At 47.8% G+C, this 22,839-nt stretch carries 14 protein-coding genes; 6 read left to right on the top strand and 8 right to left on the bottom strand.

Translation table 11 applies throughout. From position 1 onward, the window contains the following. The first annotated feature begins 150 nt into the window (after positions 1-150). Positions 151-1,665 (top strand): glycoside hydrolase family 43 protein, encoded by a 1,515-nt coding sequence (locus MHI55_RS06415; RefSeq protein WP_340390576.1) that lies wholly within the window; start codon positions 151-153, stop codon positions 1,663-1,665. 453 nt (positions 1,666-2,118) lie between these two features. Here the strand turns inward: MHI55_RS06415 and MHI55_RS06410 are convergent, their stop codons facing one another. After that, a complete protein-coding gene (locus MHI55_RS06410; protein ID WP_339189319.1) occupies positions 2,119-3,042 on the bottom strand; it encodes an S-layer homology domain-containing protein in 924 nt (307 codons plus the stop codon). Positions 3,043-3,403: 361 nt separating this feature from the next. On the opposite strand from MHI55_RS06410, the gene MHI55_RS06405 reads away from it, so the two are divergent. The 3 genes from MHI55_RS06405 (at position 3,404) to MHI55_RS06395 (ending at position 7,561) form a co-directional block, all read left to right on the top strand. Continuing rightward, positions 3,404-5,146, top strand: a complete 1,743-nt coding sequence (locus MHI55_RS06405) for an ABC transporter ATP-binding protein (RefSeq protein ID WP_340389346.1) — start codon at positions 3,404-3,406, stop codon at positions 5,144-5,146. Further along, positions 5,139-6,956 carry an ABC transporter ATP-binding protein gene (locus tag MHI55_RS06400; RefSeq protein ID WP_339189322.1) on the top strand — a complete coding sequence of 606 codons (1,818 nt, stop codon included), beginning with the start codon at positions 5,139-5,141 and terminating at the stop codon, positions 6,954-6,956. The genes MHI55_RS06405 and MHI55_RS06400 overlap by 8 nt, the downstream gene beginning before the upstream one ends. A 104-nt stretch (positions 6,957-7,060) precedes the next feature. Continuing rightward, complete coding sequence (locus tag MHI55_RS06395; RefSeq protein ID WP_339189323.1) at positions 7,061-7,561, top strand: hypothetical protein; 501 nt, start codon at positions 7,061-7,063, stop codon at positions 7,559-7,561. Positions 7,562-7,595: 34 nt separating this feature from the next. On the opposite strand, the gene MHI55_RS06390 is transcribed toward MHI55_RS06395, so the two are convergent. Beyond that, entirely contained in the window at positions 7,596-8,027 is a 432-nt protein-coding gene (locus tag MHI55_RS06390) for an Lrp/AsnC family transcriptional regulator (RefSeq protein WP_339189324.1), read from the bottom strand. A gap of 131 nt (positions 8,028-8,158) precedes the next feature. On the opposite strand from MHI55_RS06390, the gene MHI55_RS06385 reads away from it, so the two are divergent. Then, complete coding sequence (locus tag MHI55_RS06385; protein WP_339189327.1) at positions 8,159-8,911, top strand: MBL fold metallo-hydrolase; 753 nt, start codon at positions 8,159-8,161, stop codon at positions 8,909-8,911. A gap of 531 nt (positions 8,912-9,442) precedes the next feature. Here the strand turns inward: MHI55_RS06385 and MHI55_RS06380 are convergent. Further along, positions 9,443-10,948 (bottom strand): alpha-N-arabinofuranosidase, encoded by a 1,506-nt coding sequence (locus MHI55_RS06380; protein WP_100526926.1) that lies wholly within the window; start codon positions 10,946-10,948, stop codon positions 9,443-9,445. A 179-nt stretch (positions 10,949-11,127) separates the two neighbouring features. Here MHI55_RS06380 and MHI55_RS06375 point away from each other — a divergent pair, with 179 nt between their 5' ends. Next, positions 11,128-12,036: an ArsR family transcriptional regulator gene (locus tag MHI55_RS06375; protein WP_082218994.1), complete on the top strand. Its 909-nt coding sequence runs from the start codon at positions 11,128-11,130 to the stop codon at positions 12,034-12,036. A 120-nt stretch (positions 12,037-12,156) separates the two neighbouring features. On the opposite strand, the gene MHI55_RS06370 is transcribed toward MHI55_RS06375, so the two are convergent. The 5 genes from MHI55_RS06370 to MHI55_RS06350 form a co-directional block, all read right to left on the bottom strand. Continuing rightward, a complete protein-coding gene (locus tag MHI55_RS06370) occupies positions 12,157-12,951 on the bottom strand; it encodes an SH3 domain-containing C40 family peptidase (protein ID WP_047841902.1) in 795 nt (264 codons plus the stop codon). A gap of 525 nt (positions 12,952-13,476) precedes the next feature. After that, on the bottom strand, positions 13,477-16,752 hold the full coding sequence (locus MHI55_RS06365; RefSeq protein WP_340389344.1) for a glycoside hydrolase family 48 protein: 3,276 nt from the start codon (positions 16,750-16,752) through the stop codon (positions 13,477-13,479). Between the two features lie 86 nt (positions 16,753-16,838). Further along, positions 16,839-19,832 carry a glycoside hydrolase family 9 protein gene (locus MHI55_RS06360; protein ID WP_083684505.1) on the bottom strand — a complete coding sequence of 998 codons (2,994 nt, stop codon included), beginning with the start codon at positions 19,830-19,832 and terminating at the stop codon, positions 16,839-16,841. A gap of 342 nt (positions 19,833-20,174) precedes the next feature. Next, positions 20,175-21,914, bottom strand: coding sequence for a methyl-accepting chemotaxis protein (locus MHI55_RS06355; protein WP_083684457.1), 1,740 nt, complete (start codon positions 21,912-21,914; stop codon positions 20,175-20,177). A 207-nt stretch (positions 21,915-22,121) separates the two neighbouring features. Next, the gene (locus MHI55_RS06350) at positions 22,122-22,673 is read right to left on the bottom strand and encodes an undecaprenyl-diphosphatase (protein ID WP_076251333.1); all 552 of its coding nucleotides are present in this window, start codon (positions 22,671-22,673) and stop codon (positions 22,122-22,124) included. Positions 22,674-22,839: the final 166 nt, after the last annotated feature.

Genomic DNA, 22,839 nt, shown 5'->3' with positions numbered 1-22,839 from the left:
ATAGTTGGGTTGAATGTCTATATCATGCTATTCCAAGACCGAAAAATCAAGGTTCCATATACTTATAAGCGTTATAATTCGCCTTGTAGCAGGGATTTTCAATGTGTCCAGATTCATACTAAACTCTCACAATGAATAGGAGCATAAATGATGAAATATACCAATCCGGTCATTCCGGGGTTTTATCCAGATCCAAGTATCTGCCGTCTAGATGAAGACTATTATCTGGTAACCAGTACCTTTGAATATTTCCCTGGTGTGCCCATCCTCCACAGCAAAGACCTTGTGAACTGGCGACAGATCGGCCATGTCCTCACAACAGCTGAACAACTCCCTTTAGCGAACGCAGGCAGCTCTGGCGGTATTTTTGCCCCAACACTCCGGTACCATGATGGCTGGTTCTACATGACAACAACCAATGTCAGCGGCGGCGGAAATTTTTATGTGCGTAGTGCCCTGCCCGAGGGACCATGGTCTGCTCCGATTTTTATTGATCAGGGCGGCATTGATCCCTCTTTTCTCTTTGATGAAGATGGACGTGTGTATTTTCAAACGGCCTGTAACGGCGATGAAGGCGAAGGCATCTATCAGTGCGAGATAGACACCACGACCGGAGCCAGACTAACCGATAGTCGATTGATCTGGACTGGAACCGGAGGAGCAGCCCCCGAAGCTCCCCACATGTATAAAATAAACGGCCTCTATTATCTGATGATCGCCGAAGGTGGAACCGAGTATGGCCATATGGAAACCATCGCTCGGAGCGCAGAGCCATACGGACCATTTGATCCGTGTCCTCATAATCCGATTCTGTCCAATCGGAGCATGAAATCCAGCATTCATGCAACCGGTCATGCAGACCTTGTCCAGATCCAGGATGGAAGCTGGTGGGCCGTATCTCTTGGTATTCGCCCGGCAGGTTACCCCATGCGGCACCATCTGGGACGTGAAACGTTCCTGGCACCTGTCACGTGGACGGATGACGGTTGGCCGATAATCGGTGTGAACGGACATATTGAGCAGGAGATGACTGGGCCTTTGTTGACTGAGCACCCTTGGTCACCTCAGGCTATTCGGGATGATTTTGACGAACCATCATTAGGCATGAACTGGATCTTCTTACGGAACCCGGCTCCGAATAGTTGGACACTCACAGAAAATCCCGGGCAACTCATCCTGCGGGGTCAGCCGGTTTCACTCGATGATGGAGGAAATCCAGCCTTTGTCGGACGTCGCTTGAGCCATTTCTTATGCAAAATGGCAACCGAGCTGCGTTATGAGCCAAATGCGAACGGTGAGGAAGCTGGACTAACCTTATTTATGAATGATAAATATCATTACGACTTGGCTGTAACACAGATCGACGGTCAGAAGAAAATCGTATTGCGGCGAACCGTCGGCTCTCTGCGAACCGAACAGGTGCTTGACTGTGACACGGGGCCGGTTGTATTACAAATCAAGGCTGACCGTAATCACTTCACGTTCCTCTATCAGCAAGGTTCATCCGATGCCATCGAAGTGGGTTCTGGAGAAACACATCTGTTATCTACCGAAGTGGCAAGTGGTTTCACAGGTGTGATGATCGCCATCTACGCTTATGCTCCATCGGGGGAGTGTACGCCTGCAAGTTTCGATTGGTTTGACTATGAACCTCTGGACGAATAATCAAACCGCAAGATCCAATACCTTTCGATCAGGTTTGTAACTATGCAACCTCTCACTAATTTACCTTTCGCAGAAGCGTCGTGAATCTGGAAAGTCTAACGAACCCAGCACACGTTATTCGACGCTATTTCACTGATTGGGATTTTTAACGAATCGTAGATGCGTTATTCCTGCCTGTTAGATGCTTTATATGTTGTTTCCAGTCTTATTTGCGGGAATAACGCGTCTCAAGTTCGTTAGAATTGCATAACCACTATAAACGTCCAAATAAGGTGCGCTGAGTTCGTTAGCGTATCTCACCTTGCATTAGTTGAATGCTGGTAATTGGTGTCGCCTCTCCAGCAACTTAAAAACTCACCCTCCATGCACGCATGAAGGGTGAGTTTTTAAGTTAAGCTATATTCTGTTCATTGACGTTGTGCTTAGCGCAAGTTTGATATCTCAAAGAATAATTTACTTACCAGAAGGTTGAGCTTCTGCCGTATACCCTGTTGGGATATCCGTTTCTGCAGTCACATTTGTGATAACCATCGGATACATCATGTCTGGATCAGGTTGAATAATGGAATAGAGCACGATGGCGCGTCCATCCTTCTCCAATTTCACATCATCAATCTTCAATCCATAACCAGGGTGCGGCATTTCAGCACTGAGTTTAACTTTGGTTGTTTTGTCATCAACCTTTGTCGTTGTTACTTCAGGTACAATCGCTTGTTGGCCTTCACCTGGATTGGTTGGAGCTGGCTCTGTCGAGCCGCCATTGCCGTGTTTATCCACAAATTCAAGTGCATTAAAGATCATGCTTGCAGCCTCCATACGGGTAAGCGACTGATCTGGACGGAAATTCCCGTCCTTATCCAGTTCAATGATGTTCATGTTCAGCAGGTTCTGGACTGCAGATATGGCGTCCTTACCGATTTTATTTTCGTCCTTAACAAGATTATACTTCATGATGACCGGATAATTCCCGGTTGTGTTAATCCCTTCATTCAGCAAAATGACAAACAGTTCACGCGTCAACTTGCCCTGCGGGTTCACTTCAACCGGAATGGACAGTCCATTCTGAGTAGCGGCCTGCACCGCATCGGCATACCACGTATCCGGACTGATTTTATTCTGAGCGGATGCTTCCGCAAATTCATTTTTCAGACCAAATGCATTCACAATCAGTTGAACACCCTGTGGCTCGGACAATGCAAGATCTGGACGGAACAGATCCGCTGTTACTCCGTTAACAATGCCTTTTGATTTCAATGAATCCACAACCGACTTCTGACCTTCATCCTTCACATCTGTGAAAGCAAGTACCGATGCACCTCCTGCTGTCAAAGAAACGCAGAGCGCAAGTGTTGCAGCCAATCCTTTTTTATGTTTCATTTCCTGGCACCTCCATATGATTAGTAAAGCCTATTTTTAACCTCTTCATTCCTACAGACGGGGCATCCCTAGAAAATGTTTCAGTAATTTCGACATCTGGTGAATACAACAGGAGAACACGACATAGAACTCTTCTCCGCTGTCACTAATCGGGGCCACCTGCTATTGCTAACTGGCTTCGTTGACATCCCATCGGATTAGCGCAAAAATAAGAATAGAGAAATCTATCGGATGACGGATAAACAACGAACTGGATCGCATACAGTAAGAGGGCACGACGCGCTAATAACAGGTGTCGGCCCTTTTCTTGACTCCACCTGCCTGAACTGACTTCACCTATAACAAAAGGAGAACAACGCTTATGTCCAAGAAAGGATTACTTCGCGGTTATGTTGTGTCGAACTGGCCTGTTTATCTGGTTGCTGTTCTTCTGATTATTGCCTCCAATGTCGGGCAAGCATCCCTGCCCCGCATACTCGGCAGCTTCACGGATCAGTTGATGCAGAACTCTCTTCAGATGCAGACGGTCGTAAGGTACAGCCTGTCCCTTCTGGCTATTGCCATCGGGTATAATCTGCTGTTCGGTACTGGGCAATTCATGATTATGAAGCTCGGTCGACGCTTCGAATTCATGACGCGTGAGCGTATATTCAGTAAGTTTTCCGAACTTAGCGAACATTATTTCTCCAAACAGGGGAACGGAAAACTGCTCAGTTATGTCATGAATGACGTGACTTCCGTACGTGAAGCGATATCCAATGGTGTGACACTCATGACCAACGCCACCTTCCTGCTGTTGTCCTGCATTGTCATGATGCTGCTTAGCGGGATTCCGTTGACGCTCATTCTAATTAGTGTTGTTCCTTTGCTGGCGATTCCATTTCTGGTCGTGTTTTTTGGTCCGCGGATTCGCAAGCGCTCTCGCGACGTGCAGGAAGCTCTTGCTACCATGACGGAATCTGCGGAAGAGCAGCTGGGTGGCATTCGCGTAACCAAGACATTTGCAATCGAAGACAGTGCTCGTGCGCGCTTTGGAACTACCGTCGATGCAATCAAGAGCAAGCAGCTTCGTCTGGTTCGTCTGTCTTCGTTGTTTCAGGCTTTGCTCCCGCTGCTGGGAGCCATCTCATTGGTCGTTTCTCTGCTTGTCGGAGGTATTATGACCATGCAGAATTCTATTACACTCGGGAGTTTTGTCGCCTTAACCTTATATCTGCGCATTATTATGGGACCGCTTCAACAGATCGGCAATGTTATTAATACCGTTCAGCGCTCAGGCGCATCACTGGAGCGGGTGAATGACCTGCTCAGCGAAGTAGCGGATGTGCGTGAACTTCCTGAAGCCACATCGCTCCAAACCGTACAAGATATCACCATGGAGAATCTAACCTTCTCCTATCCTGGCAGTTCATCTCCTGCTCTCAAAAACATTCAACTCCATATCCGTGCCGGGCGAACGGTCGGTATTGTAGGCAAGACCGGCTCGGGTAAAAGTACCCTCGTTAAGCTATTGCTGCGTACATATGAACCACCTGAAGGAACAATTCGCATCAATGGTACCGATATTCGGCAGCTGTCGCTGGAAAGTCTAAGATCGCGCATCGCTTATGTCCCTCAGGATGGATTCCTGTTTAGTACCACCATCCGGGATAACATCGCATTTAGCGACCGGGAAGTATCGCTGGATACAGTGGAACATAGTGCACGGCAAGCCATGATCTATGACAATATTGTCCGTTTTCCTGATCGCTTCGATACACTGCTTGGCGAACGTGGACTCACCCTGTCTGGTGGACAACGTCAGCGAACCAGCCTTGCAAGAGGACTGATCAAACAAGCACAGTTACTTATTCTGGATGACAGTATGAGCGCGGTTGATGCTGTCACCGAGAGTGGTATTCTGCGCAGTTTGCGTGAGATCGGCAAGGGCAAGACTACATTAATCATCTCTCATCGCATCAGCGCGGTCCGTCATGCGGACGATATTATCGTTCTGGATGAAGGGCGAGTCGCTGAGCAGGGAACACATGCGCAGTTGATGGCTGCCAAAGGGTTATATGCGGCCACCTACCGTTTGCAGGAGGAGGGATTACATCATGTCTAACGCTAACCCTGAACTTCACCCAGATGCAGAAGCCGATCAGAGTAAACGAACTTCGTTTAAAGCAATGATGGCATACGCCAAACCTCATAAATGGGCTTTTGCCGGTATCTTCTTCTGCTCACTGCTTGGCATATCGGCAGATTTGTTACAACCATATCTGGTGAAGATCGCCATCGATGATCATCTGGCCGTAGGCCAGACCAGTGTGGGCTTTCTCGTTCAACTCGCAGCCATCTTTCTTGGGTTGGCTGTCATCAGTTTTATTTTTACCTATATCCAGAATAATCTGTTGCAGCATGTGGGTCAGAACATTGTATCCCGGATCAGAAAGGACCTGTTCAAGCATATCTCCAAGATGTCCATGTCCTTCTTTGACCGTTTTCATATCGGCAGTCTGGTCACAAACGTATCCAGTGATACGGAGACCATCAGCAGCTTTTTCACTCAAGTACTGCTCAGTCTGATTCGGGATGGTATGATGCTGGTGCTCATTATCGTCTTTATGTTCCAACTTGATCCTGTGCTGGCGAGTTACTCACTGATCGTTCTGCCTGTCATTGCGGTGGTTGCGGTATTATTCCGTAGTCGACTGCGAAAAGCTTATCAAAATGCCCGTACGCGTCTTTCCCGTCTGATCGCATTTACGGCGGAGAACCTGTCCGGTATGTTTCTGATTCAAGCTTTTCACCAAGAGGAAGAACAGAAGAAACGTTTCTCGGAACAGAACGCACTTCACCTGAAAGCCAACATTGCTCAAGCCCGCTCCAATGTTATCTTCAACCGGACGTTTGATATCCTTGGTAATGCGGCACTGGTTATGATGGTCTGGCTTGGAGGTCGCGCCGTACTGGGTGAGTCCCTGCAAGTCGGGGTATTGTATGCGTTTATCAGCTATATTCGTCAGTTCTTTCAACCGATTAACCAGATTACGATGCAATGGAATACATTCCAGTCCACGACCGTATCAATGGATCGCATCTGGAACATTCTGAATACACGGCCTGAAGTTGCCGATCCCAAACCCGTGATGGCCTCCTCGCTGGAACCACAAAATGTGATGGGCCAGATTGATTTTAATGATGTGTCGTTTGGTTATCGGGCAGACCGGCCCTTGATCCAACAGATGAACCTGCACCTCTATCCGGGTGAAATGGTAGGTATTGTAGGCACAACAGGCGCTGGCAAAAGCACACTGATCTCCCTGCTCAATCGCTTCTATGATGTAGACAAGGGCAGTATCGAGATTGACGGTACCGATATCCGGCATCTGCCGCAGGCTAAGCTTCATCGGATCGTGGGTCTGATTCAACAGGAACCTTTCCTGTTCTCCGGTTCCATTATTGATAATGTGAGGATGTTTCGTGAGGATATTACGCGAGAGCAGGCGATTGAGGCCTGCCGGTTTGTCGGAGCACATGCGATGATTTCACGTTTGCCTCACGGATATGATACACATCTATCCGAACGCGGAAGCGGACTATCCGCTGGGGAGCGGCAGTTGATTTCATTTGCCCGGATCGTGGTGTTCCAGCCCCGAGTACTCATCCTGGATGAGGCAACCGCCAATCTGGACTCACACACGGAACAGCTTGTTCAGCAGGCGTTGGAATCGGTATCCCAGGGACGCACCACCATTGTCATTGCTCATCGCCTGTCCACAGTGATGCATGCCGATCGAATTCTGGTGATGGAGAATGGCGAGATTGTGGAGGAAGGACCACACCAGGAACTAATCGCAGCCAAAGGTGTATATGCAGACTTGTACACCCACGCGCGTGATGCAGGTAAAAATTCAGCTATATCAGGGTAATGAACCTGAGTTATAGTAAATACAGAACGTTGAACATGCCGCTCTGCTTATGCAGGCGGCACGTTTGGCATATCGATCAGCATTGTTAATTAGGAGGAACATCTATGCAACAACCCGAAACACCCAAGCGTGACCATCAGCAGATTCGTTACCAACGCAGCACAGCTCTATGGAAGGGAAGTCTATGCTTCCTTTTCCTTCTCTTGTGCGTGAGCTTATTATGGATCATCGTGGACGGACAAGCCGAAAGACTGGAGACCATATACTATTCCATTGCAGCCGTGCTGGGTATGTGGTTGATCGGACCGCTATTCTTCATGTTTGTGTCACGACTAACCAGAACCCCTGCCATGTTGTTATCCTGGGATGATGATGCGTTGAGCACGGGCAAACGGAAGATTCCATGGAGCAAGATTCGCAAAGTTGAACTCGCCTCACCTGCCCGCAACAAGTGGCTCCTGTCTGCTTCTCCCATGTTTGTCCTGTACTTAAAGGACGGCACACGGTCTCATATTCAGACAGATCATCTGCTGAGCAAAAAAGAGCTGAACCAGGCGGTGTCCTTACTTCAGGAGACTTTGCAGGAACAGAAACAAGATCGTTGAGTACCGGGATGGATGAGGACAAGCTCCCCACACATCACTGTGATTTCTCTACACCTATGGACAGGCTGACTTTGTAATTGCCGTAGGGCAGTAATGCTTCAAGCAGTTGACCCAGCTGCTCTGTGGTGCCGGTCTGCACTCTCATCAGATAACAGCCTTCTCCGCTAACGCGATGGACTTCAACGATGTCCTTACGATCAACAATGAATGTACGAAAGGCAGCGTGTCTGTCGCCTGAGTTCAAAAAAACCGTGACAAATGCCTGTAGGCCGAGGCCAAGGCGTTCCGGGTTCCATTTTACCGTATACCCTTCAATTACACCCAGATCTTGCAGCTTGCGCACTCTTGCACCAACGGCCTGTCCTGTGAGATGAACCGCTTCACCGATCTCTTTGTGAGAACGTTTGGCATCTTGAATCAGAATCTGCAAAATACGTATATCTGTGTCATCTACCATTTCATTCATCTTGCTTCAGCAATCCTTTCACGGTGAAATTAGTGTGGCCTAATTCCATTCATCATGTTATGTACGCCGTTAAACGGGTTGTATACCATATAGGGTAATACTATTAAACAACTCGAAGGAGTGCAAATATAATGAAAATTCAACTGATTCGCAATGCTACACTGTGGCTGGAATACGGAGGACTGAACATTCTCGTTGATCCGATGTTGATGGACGCCGAAGTCATGCCTGCATTCCCGAACACACCCAATGAGCTACGTAATCCAAGAGTGAGTTTGCCCGAAACCGAAACGGATTATCTGAATCCGGATCTGTTGATTGTGACACACACCCATGTGGACCACTGGGATGAAGCCGCGGCGAAACAACTTGGCAAAGACATTCCTCTGATCTGCCAGCCTGGGGACGAGAACGTATTTCTGGAGGCTGGATTCACGAATGTAACAGCTGTAGATGAAAAACATGAGCATCACTCTGTCCGATTCGCCCGTACATCCGGGCATCATGGCACAGGTGAAATCGGCGAACGTATGGGCAAGGTGTCCGGTTTCGTACTTGAAGCAGATGGAGAACCTGTCACCTATATTGCGGGGGATACCATCTGGTGTGAAGAACCTGCTGAGACCATCCGCCAATATACGCCTGAAGTCATTGTCGTGAATGCCGGAGGTGCACGCTTCGTGGAGGGTGATCCCATTACAATGGATGGGCCTGACGTTGTCGCCGTGAAGCGCCATGCGCCATCTGCTCATGTCATCGCTGTGCACATGGATGCGATTAACCATTGTGTGATGTCTCGTACGGATCTTGCGACTTATCTGGCATCCGAGCAGATGGATGGTCAGGTGCTCATCCCACGTGACGGCGAAAGTTTTGAGTTTTGAATTGGAGCGGAAGCTACGCTGAATCAAAGCGGAACAGAAATAAACTTTTCACACAGGTGGGTGGGATTGTAACGAACTCAGCACAAGTTATTAGTCTGTTTTTGGCTACTCTAATTTTCTAACGAATCCTAGACACGTTTTTTCCGCTTTGGGCATGATTTTACCGAGATTCATCCATCATTTTGCCAGGATACCGTGTCTCAGATTCGTTAAATATCTACTATAACGATAATCGGCACAATAAGGTGTCCCAGGCTCGTTAGCGCGTATGCGTATGACAGGACTGTGCACTTCATTTTCAACACACACCATTACCTAACTCATATGCTATCTTGTCTGCCACATCATCACTCATGTCCCCCATGCCTTCCCTTTCCCTATAAAATACAACGAAAAAAAGCTGGATGCGATGAACTCGCACCCAGCTTTTTTAATTGAAGGAACACGCTAATCCGCTGTTCACTGGCTTCCCTCTCAGGCATCATACCTGCCATTGCGCTCCCACGTGTCCCATCCCTTTATGCTAATCCATTACTGGACTTTCAAACGGATTACGTTCCATGATGCTTTCGCCAAACTCGCCGTAATCAGAGTATCAGATACAACTGCACCCCCGCGATTATGAGGAGCAACGCGGTTTGGTTGTGCCGCCGTATTAGATGCTTTGAGATCATCACTTTCCAGCACGATATGCTCGATCACGGTACACTTCCCGAAGCTGCGCAGGTCCACTTCGAGCGGAAGGGATTCTTCCAGATGACGGTTGACTGCAAATACAGTCACTTCACCCTGCTCTTCGTTATGAACCGCAATAGCTTCCAGATAAGGAACATCTGTGATTTGTTTTGTATCGTATTTTGGAGACTGGATCAATGGTACCAATGCTGTTCCACGTCCGAAGAGGGACGTATGCATGAATGGATAGAAAATCGTCTGTCTCCATGAACCACCGCCCGTATCTGTCATGATCGGCGCAATCACGTTAACCAGTTGTGCCAGACAAGCCATTTTAACCCGATCCGCATGTTTGAGCATACTGATCAACATACATCCAACAAGCAGTGCATCCTCATGATTGTAGATATCCTCAAGCTGTGGCGGAGCAATCTGCCAAGGGTCCATCTTCGAATCATTTTCATTGGAGTGATACCATACATTCCACTCATCAAAGGACAGATACATCGTCTTTTTGCTACGTTTCTTCGCTTTGATATAATCACAAGTCGCCTTCACGGTATCGATAAAACGATCCATTTCAAGCGAGCGTGCCAGGAACGTTGGCGTATCTTGCTCTTGATTGCCGTAGTATTGATGCAAGGACAGATACTCGACGTGATCATACGTATGATCCAGCACCGTTGCTTCCCATTCCGGGAACGATGGCATATTCAGATTCGAACTTCCGCAGGCTACCAGCTCAATCGTCGGGTCCGTCCACTTCATGACTTTTGCCGCTTCAACAGCTAACCGTCCATACTCATCTGCCGTTTTGTGACCAATCTGCCAAGGACCATCCATCTCGTTGCCCAGACACCATGTTTTGATCGCATGTGGCTGCTTGTATCCATGCTTGATGCGAAGATCACTATAGTACGAACCTTCCGGATGGTTGCTGTACTCCACAATGTTGCGAGCTGCATCCGTACCCCGTGTTCCCAGATTGACCGCCATCATCACTTCAGAATTAGCCTGTTTTGCCCAGTCCACGAATTCGTTGAAGCCAAATTCATTCGTCTCAATCGTTCTCCAGGCCAGTTCCAGTCTGCGTTTGCGTTCTGACACAGGTCCAACCGAATCTTCCCAATTGTAACCGGATACAAAATTACCTCCAGGATAACGTACAATCGGTACATTCAACTCCTTGACCATCTCCAGCACATCCGTGCGGAAACCCTGTTCGTTCGCTGATGGATGCCCTGGCTCATAAATCCCGCCATAGACGGCACGTCCCAGATGCTCAATAAATGATCCGTACAAGCGCTTATCCACTACACCAATAGTAAAATCTTTATCAACCGTCATTTTTGCTTTTTCCATAATGAATTTCAACTCCCTAAGATTAATATAAAAATTAATTGATATTCTATGGATCAACGTTCATATTTATATTAAAATCGATTATAGCCTTAATTTCAACCTGAATTTTGCAAAATGTTATTCTTTTTACTGAATTTATGTTTAACTTAATTCTATACAGATAAAATGGAGGAACAACTGTGATCAGAGCAAATACCGATGCCGAATGGCTACCCCTATATGAAGCACTTGCCAGTGAAGTCCGTCTACAGATCATCCGCCTTGTTGCAGAGACTCCGATGAATGTGAAAGACCTTGCTGCTTCACTGGGTCTGAGTAGTGCCATCGTGACCATGCATGTCCGCAAACTTCAGGATGTGGGCATTATTCAGTCCAAAATGATACGCAAAGACGGCGGCACACATAAAATGAACAGCCTTGCTGTAGACTGGATTGGCATCTCAATGCCACAGGAAAGCGGGACAGCCCGCAAGCTTCACGAGGTTTCCGTCCCTGTGGGACACTACACCCACTTTGACGTCTATCCGACATGTGGTCTGGCTACATCCAATCATGTTATCGGACAGTATGATGACCCTCGTTATTTTCTCGACCCCGAGCGGATGCATGCGCATATTCTGTGGTTTGGCCGTGGATTTGTGGAGTACAAAATTCCAAACTATATTTTATCCGGACAACAGATCAATGCGATTGAATTGTCCCTTGAGATCGGATCAGAAGCACCTTCGGTTAATCCGAATTGGCCCTCGGATATTACATTCATGCTGAATGGCATCCGATTGGGGGAATGGACAAGTCCTGGAGATTCAGGCAACGGACGTGGCATGTTCACCCCTGAATGGTGGAGTGACAGTGTCAATCAGTACGGCATGCTCAAGGTACTGCGAATTACCAATGAGGGTACGTTTATTGATGGACAACATCTATCCGACATTACACTCGCAGATATCCCGGTCGAACGCAACCAATGGACTCTTCGTCTTTCGGTGGAGGAAGATGCTCAGCATGTGGGCGGGCTTACCTTATATGGCGAGGGATTCGGCAACTACAATCAGGATATCCTGTTCCGGCTGTACTACCACGATTGAGTTCTTCAAAATAATAAATAACACCAAAACACCTCCCAGTCGCCTGTCAAAGGCAGAATGGGAGGTGTTTTGTATGCATATGAACATGCGTAGATTATTTAAGAAAGTTCTTGTTCTAACTTACAGCGCACTGCCACCAAACAGGAAGCGATACTCCCAGTGTTTGCCGGAGATATCACTAGTTGTTACACCACCGCCAGCGTTGGAATACGTATGTAATACCTTGCCGTTGCCCAGGTAAATCCCTGTGTGCGTAATGGTTGCGCTAGATTTATTCACGCCCGAATACGATGATGCAGAGCTGCCTTTATACGACATGAAATACATCAGATCACCGCGTTTCAGGTTTTTCCAGTTCGTCTGAACTGTACCCTTGGCTTTTACATAGTCTCCCTGTTTGCGGGAATCCGCTGGAAGCTTGATGCCCAGTGCATCAATGAAGGCCTGGCGTACAAAGCTGGAACAGTCAAAAGTAGCTGTGCTGTTACGACTGGCTCCGAACTCATAAGGTGTTCCCAAATATTTCATTCCGGCTGCAATCACTTTTTCTACAGATGCATTGCCGGTCACCGATGTACCACTATTCGAACCCGATCCGCTTGTGCCGCCACTAATCGCTTGTGTGTATTTGGATGAAGAAGATATGTAGCCTGTCCGGTTAGCAGAATCCTTAATCTTATACCAATCCGAACCGGATTGCTGAAGCACCGTTACCGTTTCCCCTTTAGCGACCAAGCGAACAATCTTCGCAGAAGAAGAAGGTGTTGTGCGTAGGTTTACGCCCCAAATTACTTTTACTTGTGAATTGTTAACAGCAGCTGCCGATACCTGTGCCGTTAGTGCTCCTGTCGTCAGACTTCCCATCAGCATCGTTGCTGTGACACTTGCCGTAATAATCGTTTTTTTCCAGTTCATGATGTCGAGTTCCCCCTGATGTTACAGAATTTTAACCTGGCTTGGTTCTCCCGGGCTTGCCCCATTGTAAACGGGCTATCCATAACGTTCATCAGTCGAAAGTCCTGTATTGATATAGGCGAACTTGAGCACTAAGTATCAGGGTGTGTCCATAATCTGCTGGAAAAATTCACTGCTGATCCCTTCTTTTTGAAAGGTTAAATTATTGTAACTATTTGATATGCTTCATTTTACCGCGATAAAAGAGTTAGGTCGTTTCTCATTCAGGGTATATGCCATATGACCTATATTTTAATGATTAAAATCGCAAATATGGTAAACATTACTATGATTCATTTGCCGATTACCGTTCACCGAATTCACATTTTTGCCTCCAGACTCAATACGGATCGATTTATCAGCAGTTTCCGGTGATTATTTCGAATTTCATTTTTGCTTTCCATAAAACAAGAAAAGCCAGGGATTCCTCCCCGGCTTAACCTGTATGATGAGTAACATCACTCTACAATCGGTCGATCAACTCATTTAAGGTTCAATTCCCCATACCTTGGCGCCATCCTGATAAGCCGTCACTTTTGTCCAGGCACTGAAGGCCGATTGGGTAGAATCAAAGGAATAATCATTCGTTTGATCAAAATTCGTCCAGTTGTTTTTCGAGAAACGTCCCTGGATGATTCCGGTTTCGGCACCCGCGGCCAAACTGCCGGCACCCGCTTTGAATCCAATCTCCAGATACGTATCTGCCGTGCCCTTGGCCGGATCTATCGAAACAAAATGCCCTTCCACGTTACCACTGCCAATCTGCGCATAATCACACCAGAAGCTCAGATCAGCGGCACTATCCTTGGTGAAATAATACCGGACCTTCACTTTGCTCAAGTCCACAGCAGTTGTACCTGTATTCTTCACATTAAATTGTGGAGTAATCGCATTGACCGAAGCCCCTGAACTTCCATTACGGTATTGTACTTCAAGTGTTCCCGTTGTAACTGGAGGTGCCAATGGGGTCAACACCAATACATTTGAATTCGTCTGACCACTCGTATTAATGGCTACGACTCTATAATTATAAGCCGTACCATTCACCGCTGTAGCGTCGGTATACGTCAGTGCGGTCAAACCTGTTGCCAGATCAGCATATGCTCCGGTGCCTACCGAACGTTGTACCTTATAACTCGCTGCTCCAGTTGATGCGGTCCATGTCAGTATCGCCTGGGCATCGCCAGCCGTTCCAGTGAGGTTGAATACGCCTGGCACAACGGTACCTGCGAGTGGCGTTGCAGATGCCTGTGTCGACGGTGCAGACTCACCTACGGCATTCACCGCAGTGATGACATAATAATACGTTGTGCCGTTGGTCAAGCCTGTATCCGTGAATGTTGATCCTGTAACCCCTGTCGCTACAGACGTATAAGGACCACCATTCACCGCTGCACGTTTCACAGTATACGAGGCTGCACCAGCGGCTGCGTTCCAATTCAGAACCACTTGCTCACTTCCTCCAGTTGCTGTTACGCCAGCAGGAGCAGCGGGTACTTCCACTTCCGGACTATTCGAATCTCCGAGGAGACGATCATACTCGCCGTACGCTGTAGCCATATCCACCTGTGACCAGAACCGGTGATACGTAAAGGTAGGTGCACCGTTTTCCCACTGTTTCGTGGTTGTGTTATATGACGTTTTGTACATATTATCCAGGTAAGCCCATGCCGGATCTTGCTTGATAGCTGGACGCAGATCGGAGTATCCAATGTATACGCCATTGCCACCTTTTGCCGGATCGGAAGGTACACCTGCTGTACCTGGAATTGTATTGCCTTGACCAAAGGTTCCAGACCAGTTCGCCGGGATATAGATCTCTTTGGCAAAGAAGCGGAAGTAGTCTTTACGTTCTTCTTCTGTAACAATCCCCACACCATCATTGTAATCCCAAGCTGTATTCAACAGAGCCTCAGCCAGATCCTTGGCTTCTTGGCCTTCCGCGCTAAGTGTACCGTTCTCTGCCTGTGTTCCGGCTGCGAAGAAGGTCAGAGCTTTAACGTAACTTCCCAGAACTCCTGTGTCCTGCACTGGATCTTTGGTCGTTACACGGAAGTTCGGATTTTCCGTAAACGAACTGAATCCATTCCACTTGTCCGGTTGACCCTGCCATTCCTGACCACCCGGAATCCAGAACTCTCCCGGCGCCGGCGTTGTTGCTACCTGAACATTAGTTCCTCCCAAAATGCGCTGTCCAGCCGAATTCAGATAATACCCTTGCGCATCCGTCACCGGACGCTCACCTACAAATACATAATCCTTACTCCAGTCGATCCACTTCGTGATTACCTTCTTGGCCATCTGGAAGTTCTCAGAGGTCAAGTCCCCGCTCTCCGCAAGAATATAATACATCTCGGCTACACGCTCCAGCGGCCATGCCTGGAATCCAAACCAGGTGTTGGAATCCGGATCACGATATACAGGTGCCTCCTGATAAGCCATGTCATAGAATGTACTTACGCCTGCCGGATAGGCTTTGTATGAACCATCCAGACTGTTCGTTGCTCCCCCGCCGATGGCTCCTTCATGGGATTGTAGCCAAGTGTAGAATTCCAACTGACGTTTCAACGTCGCATTCCAATCTGCCTTCGCTGTTGCTGATTCCGGAATCAAGCCGCCAGCCGGATCAGACAAAGCATACGCTGCAACCGGGTTTTGATAAGCCTGATGGGTATGGCTCGCTCCAATGCGCCAAGCCCAATCCCCACCTTGACCCAAGCCACCTCCCCAAGACGTATACCAAGCCATGAGATACATGTTGGAATCCTTGCCTGTACCCGGAGTTGGTGTACCGTTCTTTGCACTCCCAATTTTCTGGAAGTATTTATCATACATGCCGTAGCGCAGATAGTCCCCCATCTTCTTCGCTTTATCCAGATATTCCGGATTGTTGTATCCCATCTCCTTCGCCCAATACAGCACCTGTACTGCACGTGCATCGGCATCCGTTGCGTTTGTGTAACGCCATTGCGCTGACGGTACCTGAGTTTCCTTTGTGAACAAGCTCATGAAGCCTTCGTTTGCCTTACCAAAAGATTTATCATCCTGAGATGGATGCGGAATGGCTTCCCACACAGACTCCTGCTCCCCACGCTGGAACGTGTTCACATAGGTAGCCGTATGTGATGGATTCAACAGGTTTCCATATCCATACCAGTCATCCACATCGACCAGCCAGTGCATGAGATAGGTCTGATTGTTACCATAGGTCGCCTTAAGTTCAGCATCAATCGGGTCTTTACCCGCTGCATATTGACCATTAAGTGGCGATGGATATTGATCAGGAAAAGGTTTTTCCGCTGCATACGTAGCAGGGCTGTTCGGGTTGTATGAGCTCATCGTAGGCTGCTCTTCCTTGCCGTCACCTTCGTTGACCGGGATAATGTATTTCTCCATACTGTCCCAAGCTGCTTCCAGTTGGGACCAGTCTCCCGTGTAGTGGCCATACATAGTTTCCAACCACAGCCAGTAACTGTATGCCTCTGACGTCGTCATATGACCATAATCCGGGGCCTCACTCAACAGGGTCTCAATGGAATGATACGGTAGACCCTCTGGCGAAAAATATCCGTTCGCCGGATCTTTCAACTGATCATATAATTGCAAAAACCGGGCTTCATTAATGCTGTCTGCCTGAATCTCGATGGCCTGATCTGCGGCATGTGCTGTTTGCGGCCCTGCCCAGAGTCCGGTGTATCCGGTCAACATGACGGTTCCCGCCAGCATGGCTGTTAAACTTTTTTTCGCAGCTGATTTCAACATTAATATATACCTCCCTGGAATAGTGGAAATTGAATATAATTGCTGTTGGTCTGTCCATGCTGCTCTTCTGCTTATGATTCAGCCAGTTACGGCTCCAAGCCCCATACTTTGGTGTTTCCCTGATACCCGGTTACCTTGTTCCATGCGGCAAAAGCCGTCTTGGAAGCATCATAGGAATAATCATTACTTAGATCGAAATTGCTCCAGTTATTTTTGGAAAAGCGTGCTTGAATCACGCCGGTCTCTGCTCCAGCGGCCAAACTGCCTGCTCCGGACTTGAAGCTAATCTCCAGATACGTATCTGCGGTACCCTTCGCCGGATTCACTGCGACAAATGTACCTTCAACATTGGCCGTGCCCATCTCGGCATAATCACACCAGAAGGTCATTTGATCCGCACCATCCTTGGTGAAATAATATCGGATCTTCACGGTACTGAGATCAATCGCCTGTGTTCCGGTATTCTTCACGTTGAACTGCGGAGTCGCCGCATTACTTGAATTCCCTGACCCTCCGCTGCGGTACTGCACTTCGAGTGTACCGGTCGTCACCGGAGGTGCAGAAGGCGTTAGTGCCAGGACATTGGACAGTGTCTGTCCGTTCGCATTCACGGCTGCAATCCGGTAATTGTACGTGGTGCCATTCAGCGCTGTTGTATCGGTGTAAGTCAACACGGACAATCCGGTTGCCACATCTGCATATGCCCCACCTGCCACCGAACGTTGTACCTTATAGCTAGACGCGCCCGAGGCTGCTGTCCATGTCAGGACCGACTGCGCATTACCAGCTGCCCCACTTAAAGTCAGTGCTCCCGGCACCGTCGAAGCTGCTTGCGGGGTAGCCGACACCTGTACAGAACCCGATGATTCCCCTGCTGAATTCACAGCAGTCACTACATAATAATAAGCCGTCCCGTTGGTCAGTCCCGTGTTTGTGTAGGTCAATCCATTAACCCCTGTTGCAACAGTTGTATATGGTCCTCCACTCACCTCGGAGCGCTTCACCGTATACGATTCGGCCCCGGATACAGCGGCCCAGGTCAGGTTAACCTGACTGCTTCCCGCTACAGCCTGCACGCCAGCGGGTGCGGCTGGGACAGTGACTGGTGTAACACCAGGCTCCTGTCCATACACCTTCACACCTGCATCATAGACTGGAAGGTATATGCTCTTCACAGGAGTGCCTGTGGTCAGCGTCTGGAACGAATGATCATTGCTGGCATTCCATGCACCCTGTGGGCCTGTAATGCGGAACTGTACTTCTTTACGATAATTTCCTTCCCCACCTGGATAGATCTTGGTATTACCGAAGTTCGCCGTAATGGCATAGATATGCTGGGCTGCATTCACCACAACTGGTTGGGATACCGTCGCCCCCTCCGTATAGGAGGTTGTCACTTGCACGTCCGATACCGTACGTCCGGCAGCATACACTTCACTCAGATCCAGGAAATACTTAAAAGAAAGTTGATCTCCCATTCGGGCAGGCCAAGCGGAACGATTATTAAGCTGTGCTCTGATTTCCGTATAATTGGCACCTGATGATTTGATCGCAGCCTCCACAAAGAACTCATCTCCCTTCACCTCAGGTGCAGGGAAGTTCGCCAGGGGCTGATGATTCTGACCAAATAGCAAATTCATCTTTGCCAGTGCGCCGGTAAAACCAGCATTGTAATCGGTTGCGACCTCATTGCTCACGTAATCCCCGATATCATCGGTATATCCATCCGATGCATTCGGGCCACCGACCATGGCACCATACAGAATGTGGCGATGGTTAGCCGGGATATCTTCGTTATTCAGCCATGAACTGTGAGCGGTCCGATGATGCGGATGTTGAGGTGCATTTTGCCCATATCCGACCACATAACTGCTCTGACGCGGATTATCGCCCAGAATATAATTCATCTGTGAGACAGCAAAATCCTGATATCTTGACTTTTTCACAGGATCACTGACCCAGTCGGAGTATACAAAAGAAATAAAGGATGCATTCGCTGCATATCGGAGCGATCCCCACTGATCCAGCCACGCCAGACCTCCTGGCGTATACTTGACTCGTGTCCCATTGACTCCAACCGTCCAATAATCCAGATTGCGCTCAGTCGACTGAATAAATCTTGTCGCCTCCGGCATGTTCAAACTGGACGTAATACGGGCAAGCAGAATCTGGGCACCATAATGTTTACTGTCCCAACCTTGTGTCCAGGTATAAGGCCAATTGGCTGAGCCTCCGCTAGAAGACCACCGGTCCGTAGCTGCAATGGCTTTGGACAAGTAAGCGCTATCATTAGTAGCTAAATAAAGCCATGCGCCACCCCATGCCAACTCGTCTTCGTATCCTGTCCACGAATTATAAAACGCTGCAGCATCAGTGATACAATCGGTGTATTCCCCCCGATATGTATCTGCGAAGTTGTACAGCTCTTTCGCATGTTGAAGCAGTCTGGCCGAATATGCCGGATCATCATCTGCAAATACAATCGATGACGCTGCCAGCGCTGCAGCCGTTTCTGCCGCCAGATCACTGCCCGGGCATGAAGCATCAATCTTGAACGAAGGACGGTTCATCTGCATGACTTCTGCGGGTCCCCACCAGGCATGGTCGGTATTACCTGCCCCCACTTGTCCCCATAATTCATTTGGTTTCGTATGCGCTTTCATAAAATAGTCGGTCGCCCATCGGATATTATCCTTGATCTCCTCCAGTTGTCCGGCCTGTTCATATCCGTCACTGTATTCCACGACAGACCAGGCGAGCATCGTTGCGGAAGCAGCCATCGGAAAACCAAACTTCACGTGATCTCCGGCATCATACCATCCTCCGGTCAGATCAACACCTACATCAGCTCCATCCTGCATGCCCGAATTACCACGCCATTCGACCCGATTACTCGCTGGCAACGGACCCGAGCGCTGTGCCTCATAGAAGTAAATGGCCTTTTGCAGTGCTTCAGCATAGTTCTGATTTCCAGCGGCCGCATCCGCCTTACGAATTCCTGTGCCCATCGATAAACTCCCTGCCAGTAATCCTGCCGATAACGCGATCATAGCGACTCGTCTCCACCAGCTCCCCTTCATGTTCAACTATTCATCTCCTCTTCATCAATATTCCGTATGCATTACTCTGGACTGCAAGTTTATATCGCTCCTTCCCATGGTGTATTTCAGTGTAAGTTCCACCATTAATTACCATTATAGCCGTTTGTTTCACCAGCTATATAAGCGTTGGTGACTTCTGAAATAACATTGTTGTGACCTGCTCTGCGTCATGTGACAAAAAAAGCTGTTTCTCTAACGCATATGCGCGTTAGAGAAACAGCTTCTCGCCCTTGTTATCATCAGCAGTACAAATCGAATGGCATTCTGACCATCCTGTCAGTATGTTTCTGTACACCCTAGATATCACAGAACATCTCTTAGTTACACTTTGAACTTGTTAATCTGCTCCTGCAGTTCTTCGGCCATTTTGGATAATGAACCTGCGGATGATGCAATCTCTTCCATCGAAGCCAACTGCTGCTGAGTTGCGGCAGATACATTATGAACCCCGCCCGCTGCCTCTCCGGCAATGTTGGAGATTTGACTTACATATCCTACAACCTCAGTTGTACTGGCCGACATTTCCTCTGAACCTGCAGATACTTCCTGGATTTCACCCGCTACTTTGTTGACCGCATCCGAGATCTGCTCGAAGGCTTGTCCTGCCGCAGTAACCATCTCGATTCCTGCTTCTGTCTCACTGCTGTTCACTTTCACTGCCTGAACAGCATGATCCGTATCTTTCTGAATCAATTGAACGAGATCCGTAATTCTTTGCGCAGATGTAGAAGATTCCTCAGCCAACTTACGCACTTCTCCCGCAACTACGGCGAAACCACGTCCGTGCTCTCCTGCTCGTGCGGCTTCAATGGCTGCATTCAGTGCAAGCAGATTGGTCTGCCGGGCAATGTTGTTGATTACCTCGGTAATGGTTCCAATCTCTGCTGAACGTTCCCCCAGCCCTGTAACCAATTCAGTAAGCGAAGCAATGGAATTTCGAACAGAACCCATCTGTTCAACCGCTTGCTGAATAATCATATTTCCTTCGGAAGATTGATTCGCCGCATCTACAGCAGATACGGATACACTCTGAGCAAGCTCGGCAATCTGCTCTGATCCGAGAGCCATCTCATTCATCGCCTGTGAAGAGCGCTTCACAATATCAACTTGATCTGACGTGCCCACGGCCAGTTCCTCAACCGTTTCGGAAATCTGTTCCGAGGCTTGAGTATTCTGCTCTGCACTTGCAAGAAGCTCTTCCGATGAAGCTGCTACCTGTTCGGAAGTCATCGATACCGATTCAATCATGGAGCGCAAATTACCACTCATGGTATTGAAGGAAGCCGCGAGCGTTCCCAATTCGTCTTTGTTCTTGAGCACAATCGTCTCACCCGTCAGATCACCATTGGCAATAGCCATGGCCGCTTCATTCATCTTTTTGATTGGACGTGAGATGATGCTTGCAATGAAGAATGCAATGAACACGGCGATCAGGAATGCAAAAATCGTCACTGCCAAAATCACATTAAATGTATTCTCCGCCAACTCGACAGAATCATTCGTTGCTGCATCCGATCCTTCATTGCCCAAGGTAATTAACTTGGCAAGGGTGTCGTTTGCTGTATACCACATTGGGTAGGCCTCAGTATGAAGTCTGCTTGCTCCCGCATAATCGTTTTTCAGACCCATTTCGATGAATGCGGGCATTTTAGCCAGATATGCATCATAGTTCGTACTGAAATCTTCATTATACAGCTTAAGCGCTGCTTCGTTGCCTACAAAGTACGTTTGCAACTGTTTGCGCTCATCTTCAATCTTGGTAAGAAGCAGCTGTAACGCTTCATTTAACTTGACGTTTTCGTCTTCGTCCTGTTCAACGATAATGGCCAGCGCCAACCGCTCTACATCCGAAACATCACCATTCATCATACCTAGCAGGCTTACACTCGGCATCCAGGTCTGATCCACATCATTGGCTTTACCAGACATATTATGGATCTGTATTAACGCATAAACGCTTACAACAATCAACAGAGCCACGACTATGAGAAAACCAGTCAGTAACTTGCCTCGAATCGTTAACTTCAATATCCCCAACTTATTCCCCCGCGTGTCTTCCATGTGTCCCACTCCTCAAAATAATACATATTTATAATATATCGTCACCTATCGTCGTGAATTGTATATGTTAGAATTCAATTTCTGTAAATTTCATGTAACTTCGAACATAACACAAAAAAAGTCTCCCATCTTTGGCAGAACCAGAGATAAGAGACTTCTTTCAATAAACTAAACTACCAAAACTTCACTAGACATTGCTTTCAAAAGCTAACGAAAAACACGTCGGTGTATGTTAATGAAGAAGTCGGGAATCGACTTGGTATAATTGCGGGTTGTAATCAGAACCACACTAAGCAGACTTCCGAGAATGAATCCTCCCAGAATATCTCCTGGATAATGCACACCAACATATACACGCGACACCCCTGTCAACACAGCGAGTAACAACATCCATGACCCGAAGCGACGTCCAATAAAGAATGAAGCAGCCGCTAGAGCAAATACAAAGGAAGCATGTTTACTTGGAAAAGAAGGATCAGGTACATGGGCAACCAGCTGATGCACAGTCCCTTCTACAAAAGGTCTTGGGTGACCGACCGCTGGTGATATCCCCCATTTGGCCAGAACTAGCGCTACAATGGAAGCCACACAGGCATAAAAAACAATTCGTTGTTTCGATGGATCGCCGAGAAACCATACGATAACGAGCAGTGCAATCATGACCCAAACCGCATACTCGGATGATGTGATCATAAACCAGTCCAGAAACGGTATTTGGTCTGCAAACTGATTAATCCAATTAAATAGTGATTGATTCATAACTGGCTTTTAATACCCCCATTACACAAAACAAGATTATTTTTTACATAATAAATATACACTAACTATTTGTCAAACATTCCTCACATTGACCGAAGTTACGAAATCAAAGAGGACATTTTGCTTTCTTTTTGTTAAACTAGTTTGGGTTACATATCAGTTCAAT

The sequence above is a fragment of the Paenibacillus sp. FSL E2-0151 genome (genome assembly GCF_037993015.1).
Lineage (GTDB): Bacteria > Bacillota > Bacilli > Paenibacillales > Paenibacillaceae > Paenibacillus > Paenibacillus amylolyticus.
Note: the sequence above shows the minus strand (reverse complement) of the source record. Positions and strands in the feature narration are given on the sequence as shown.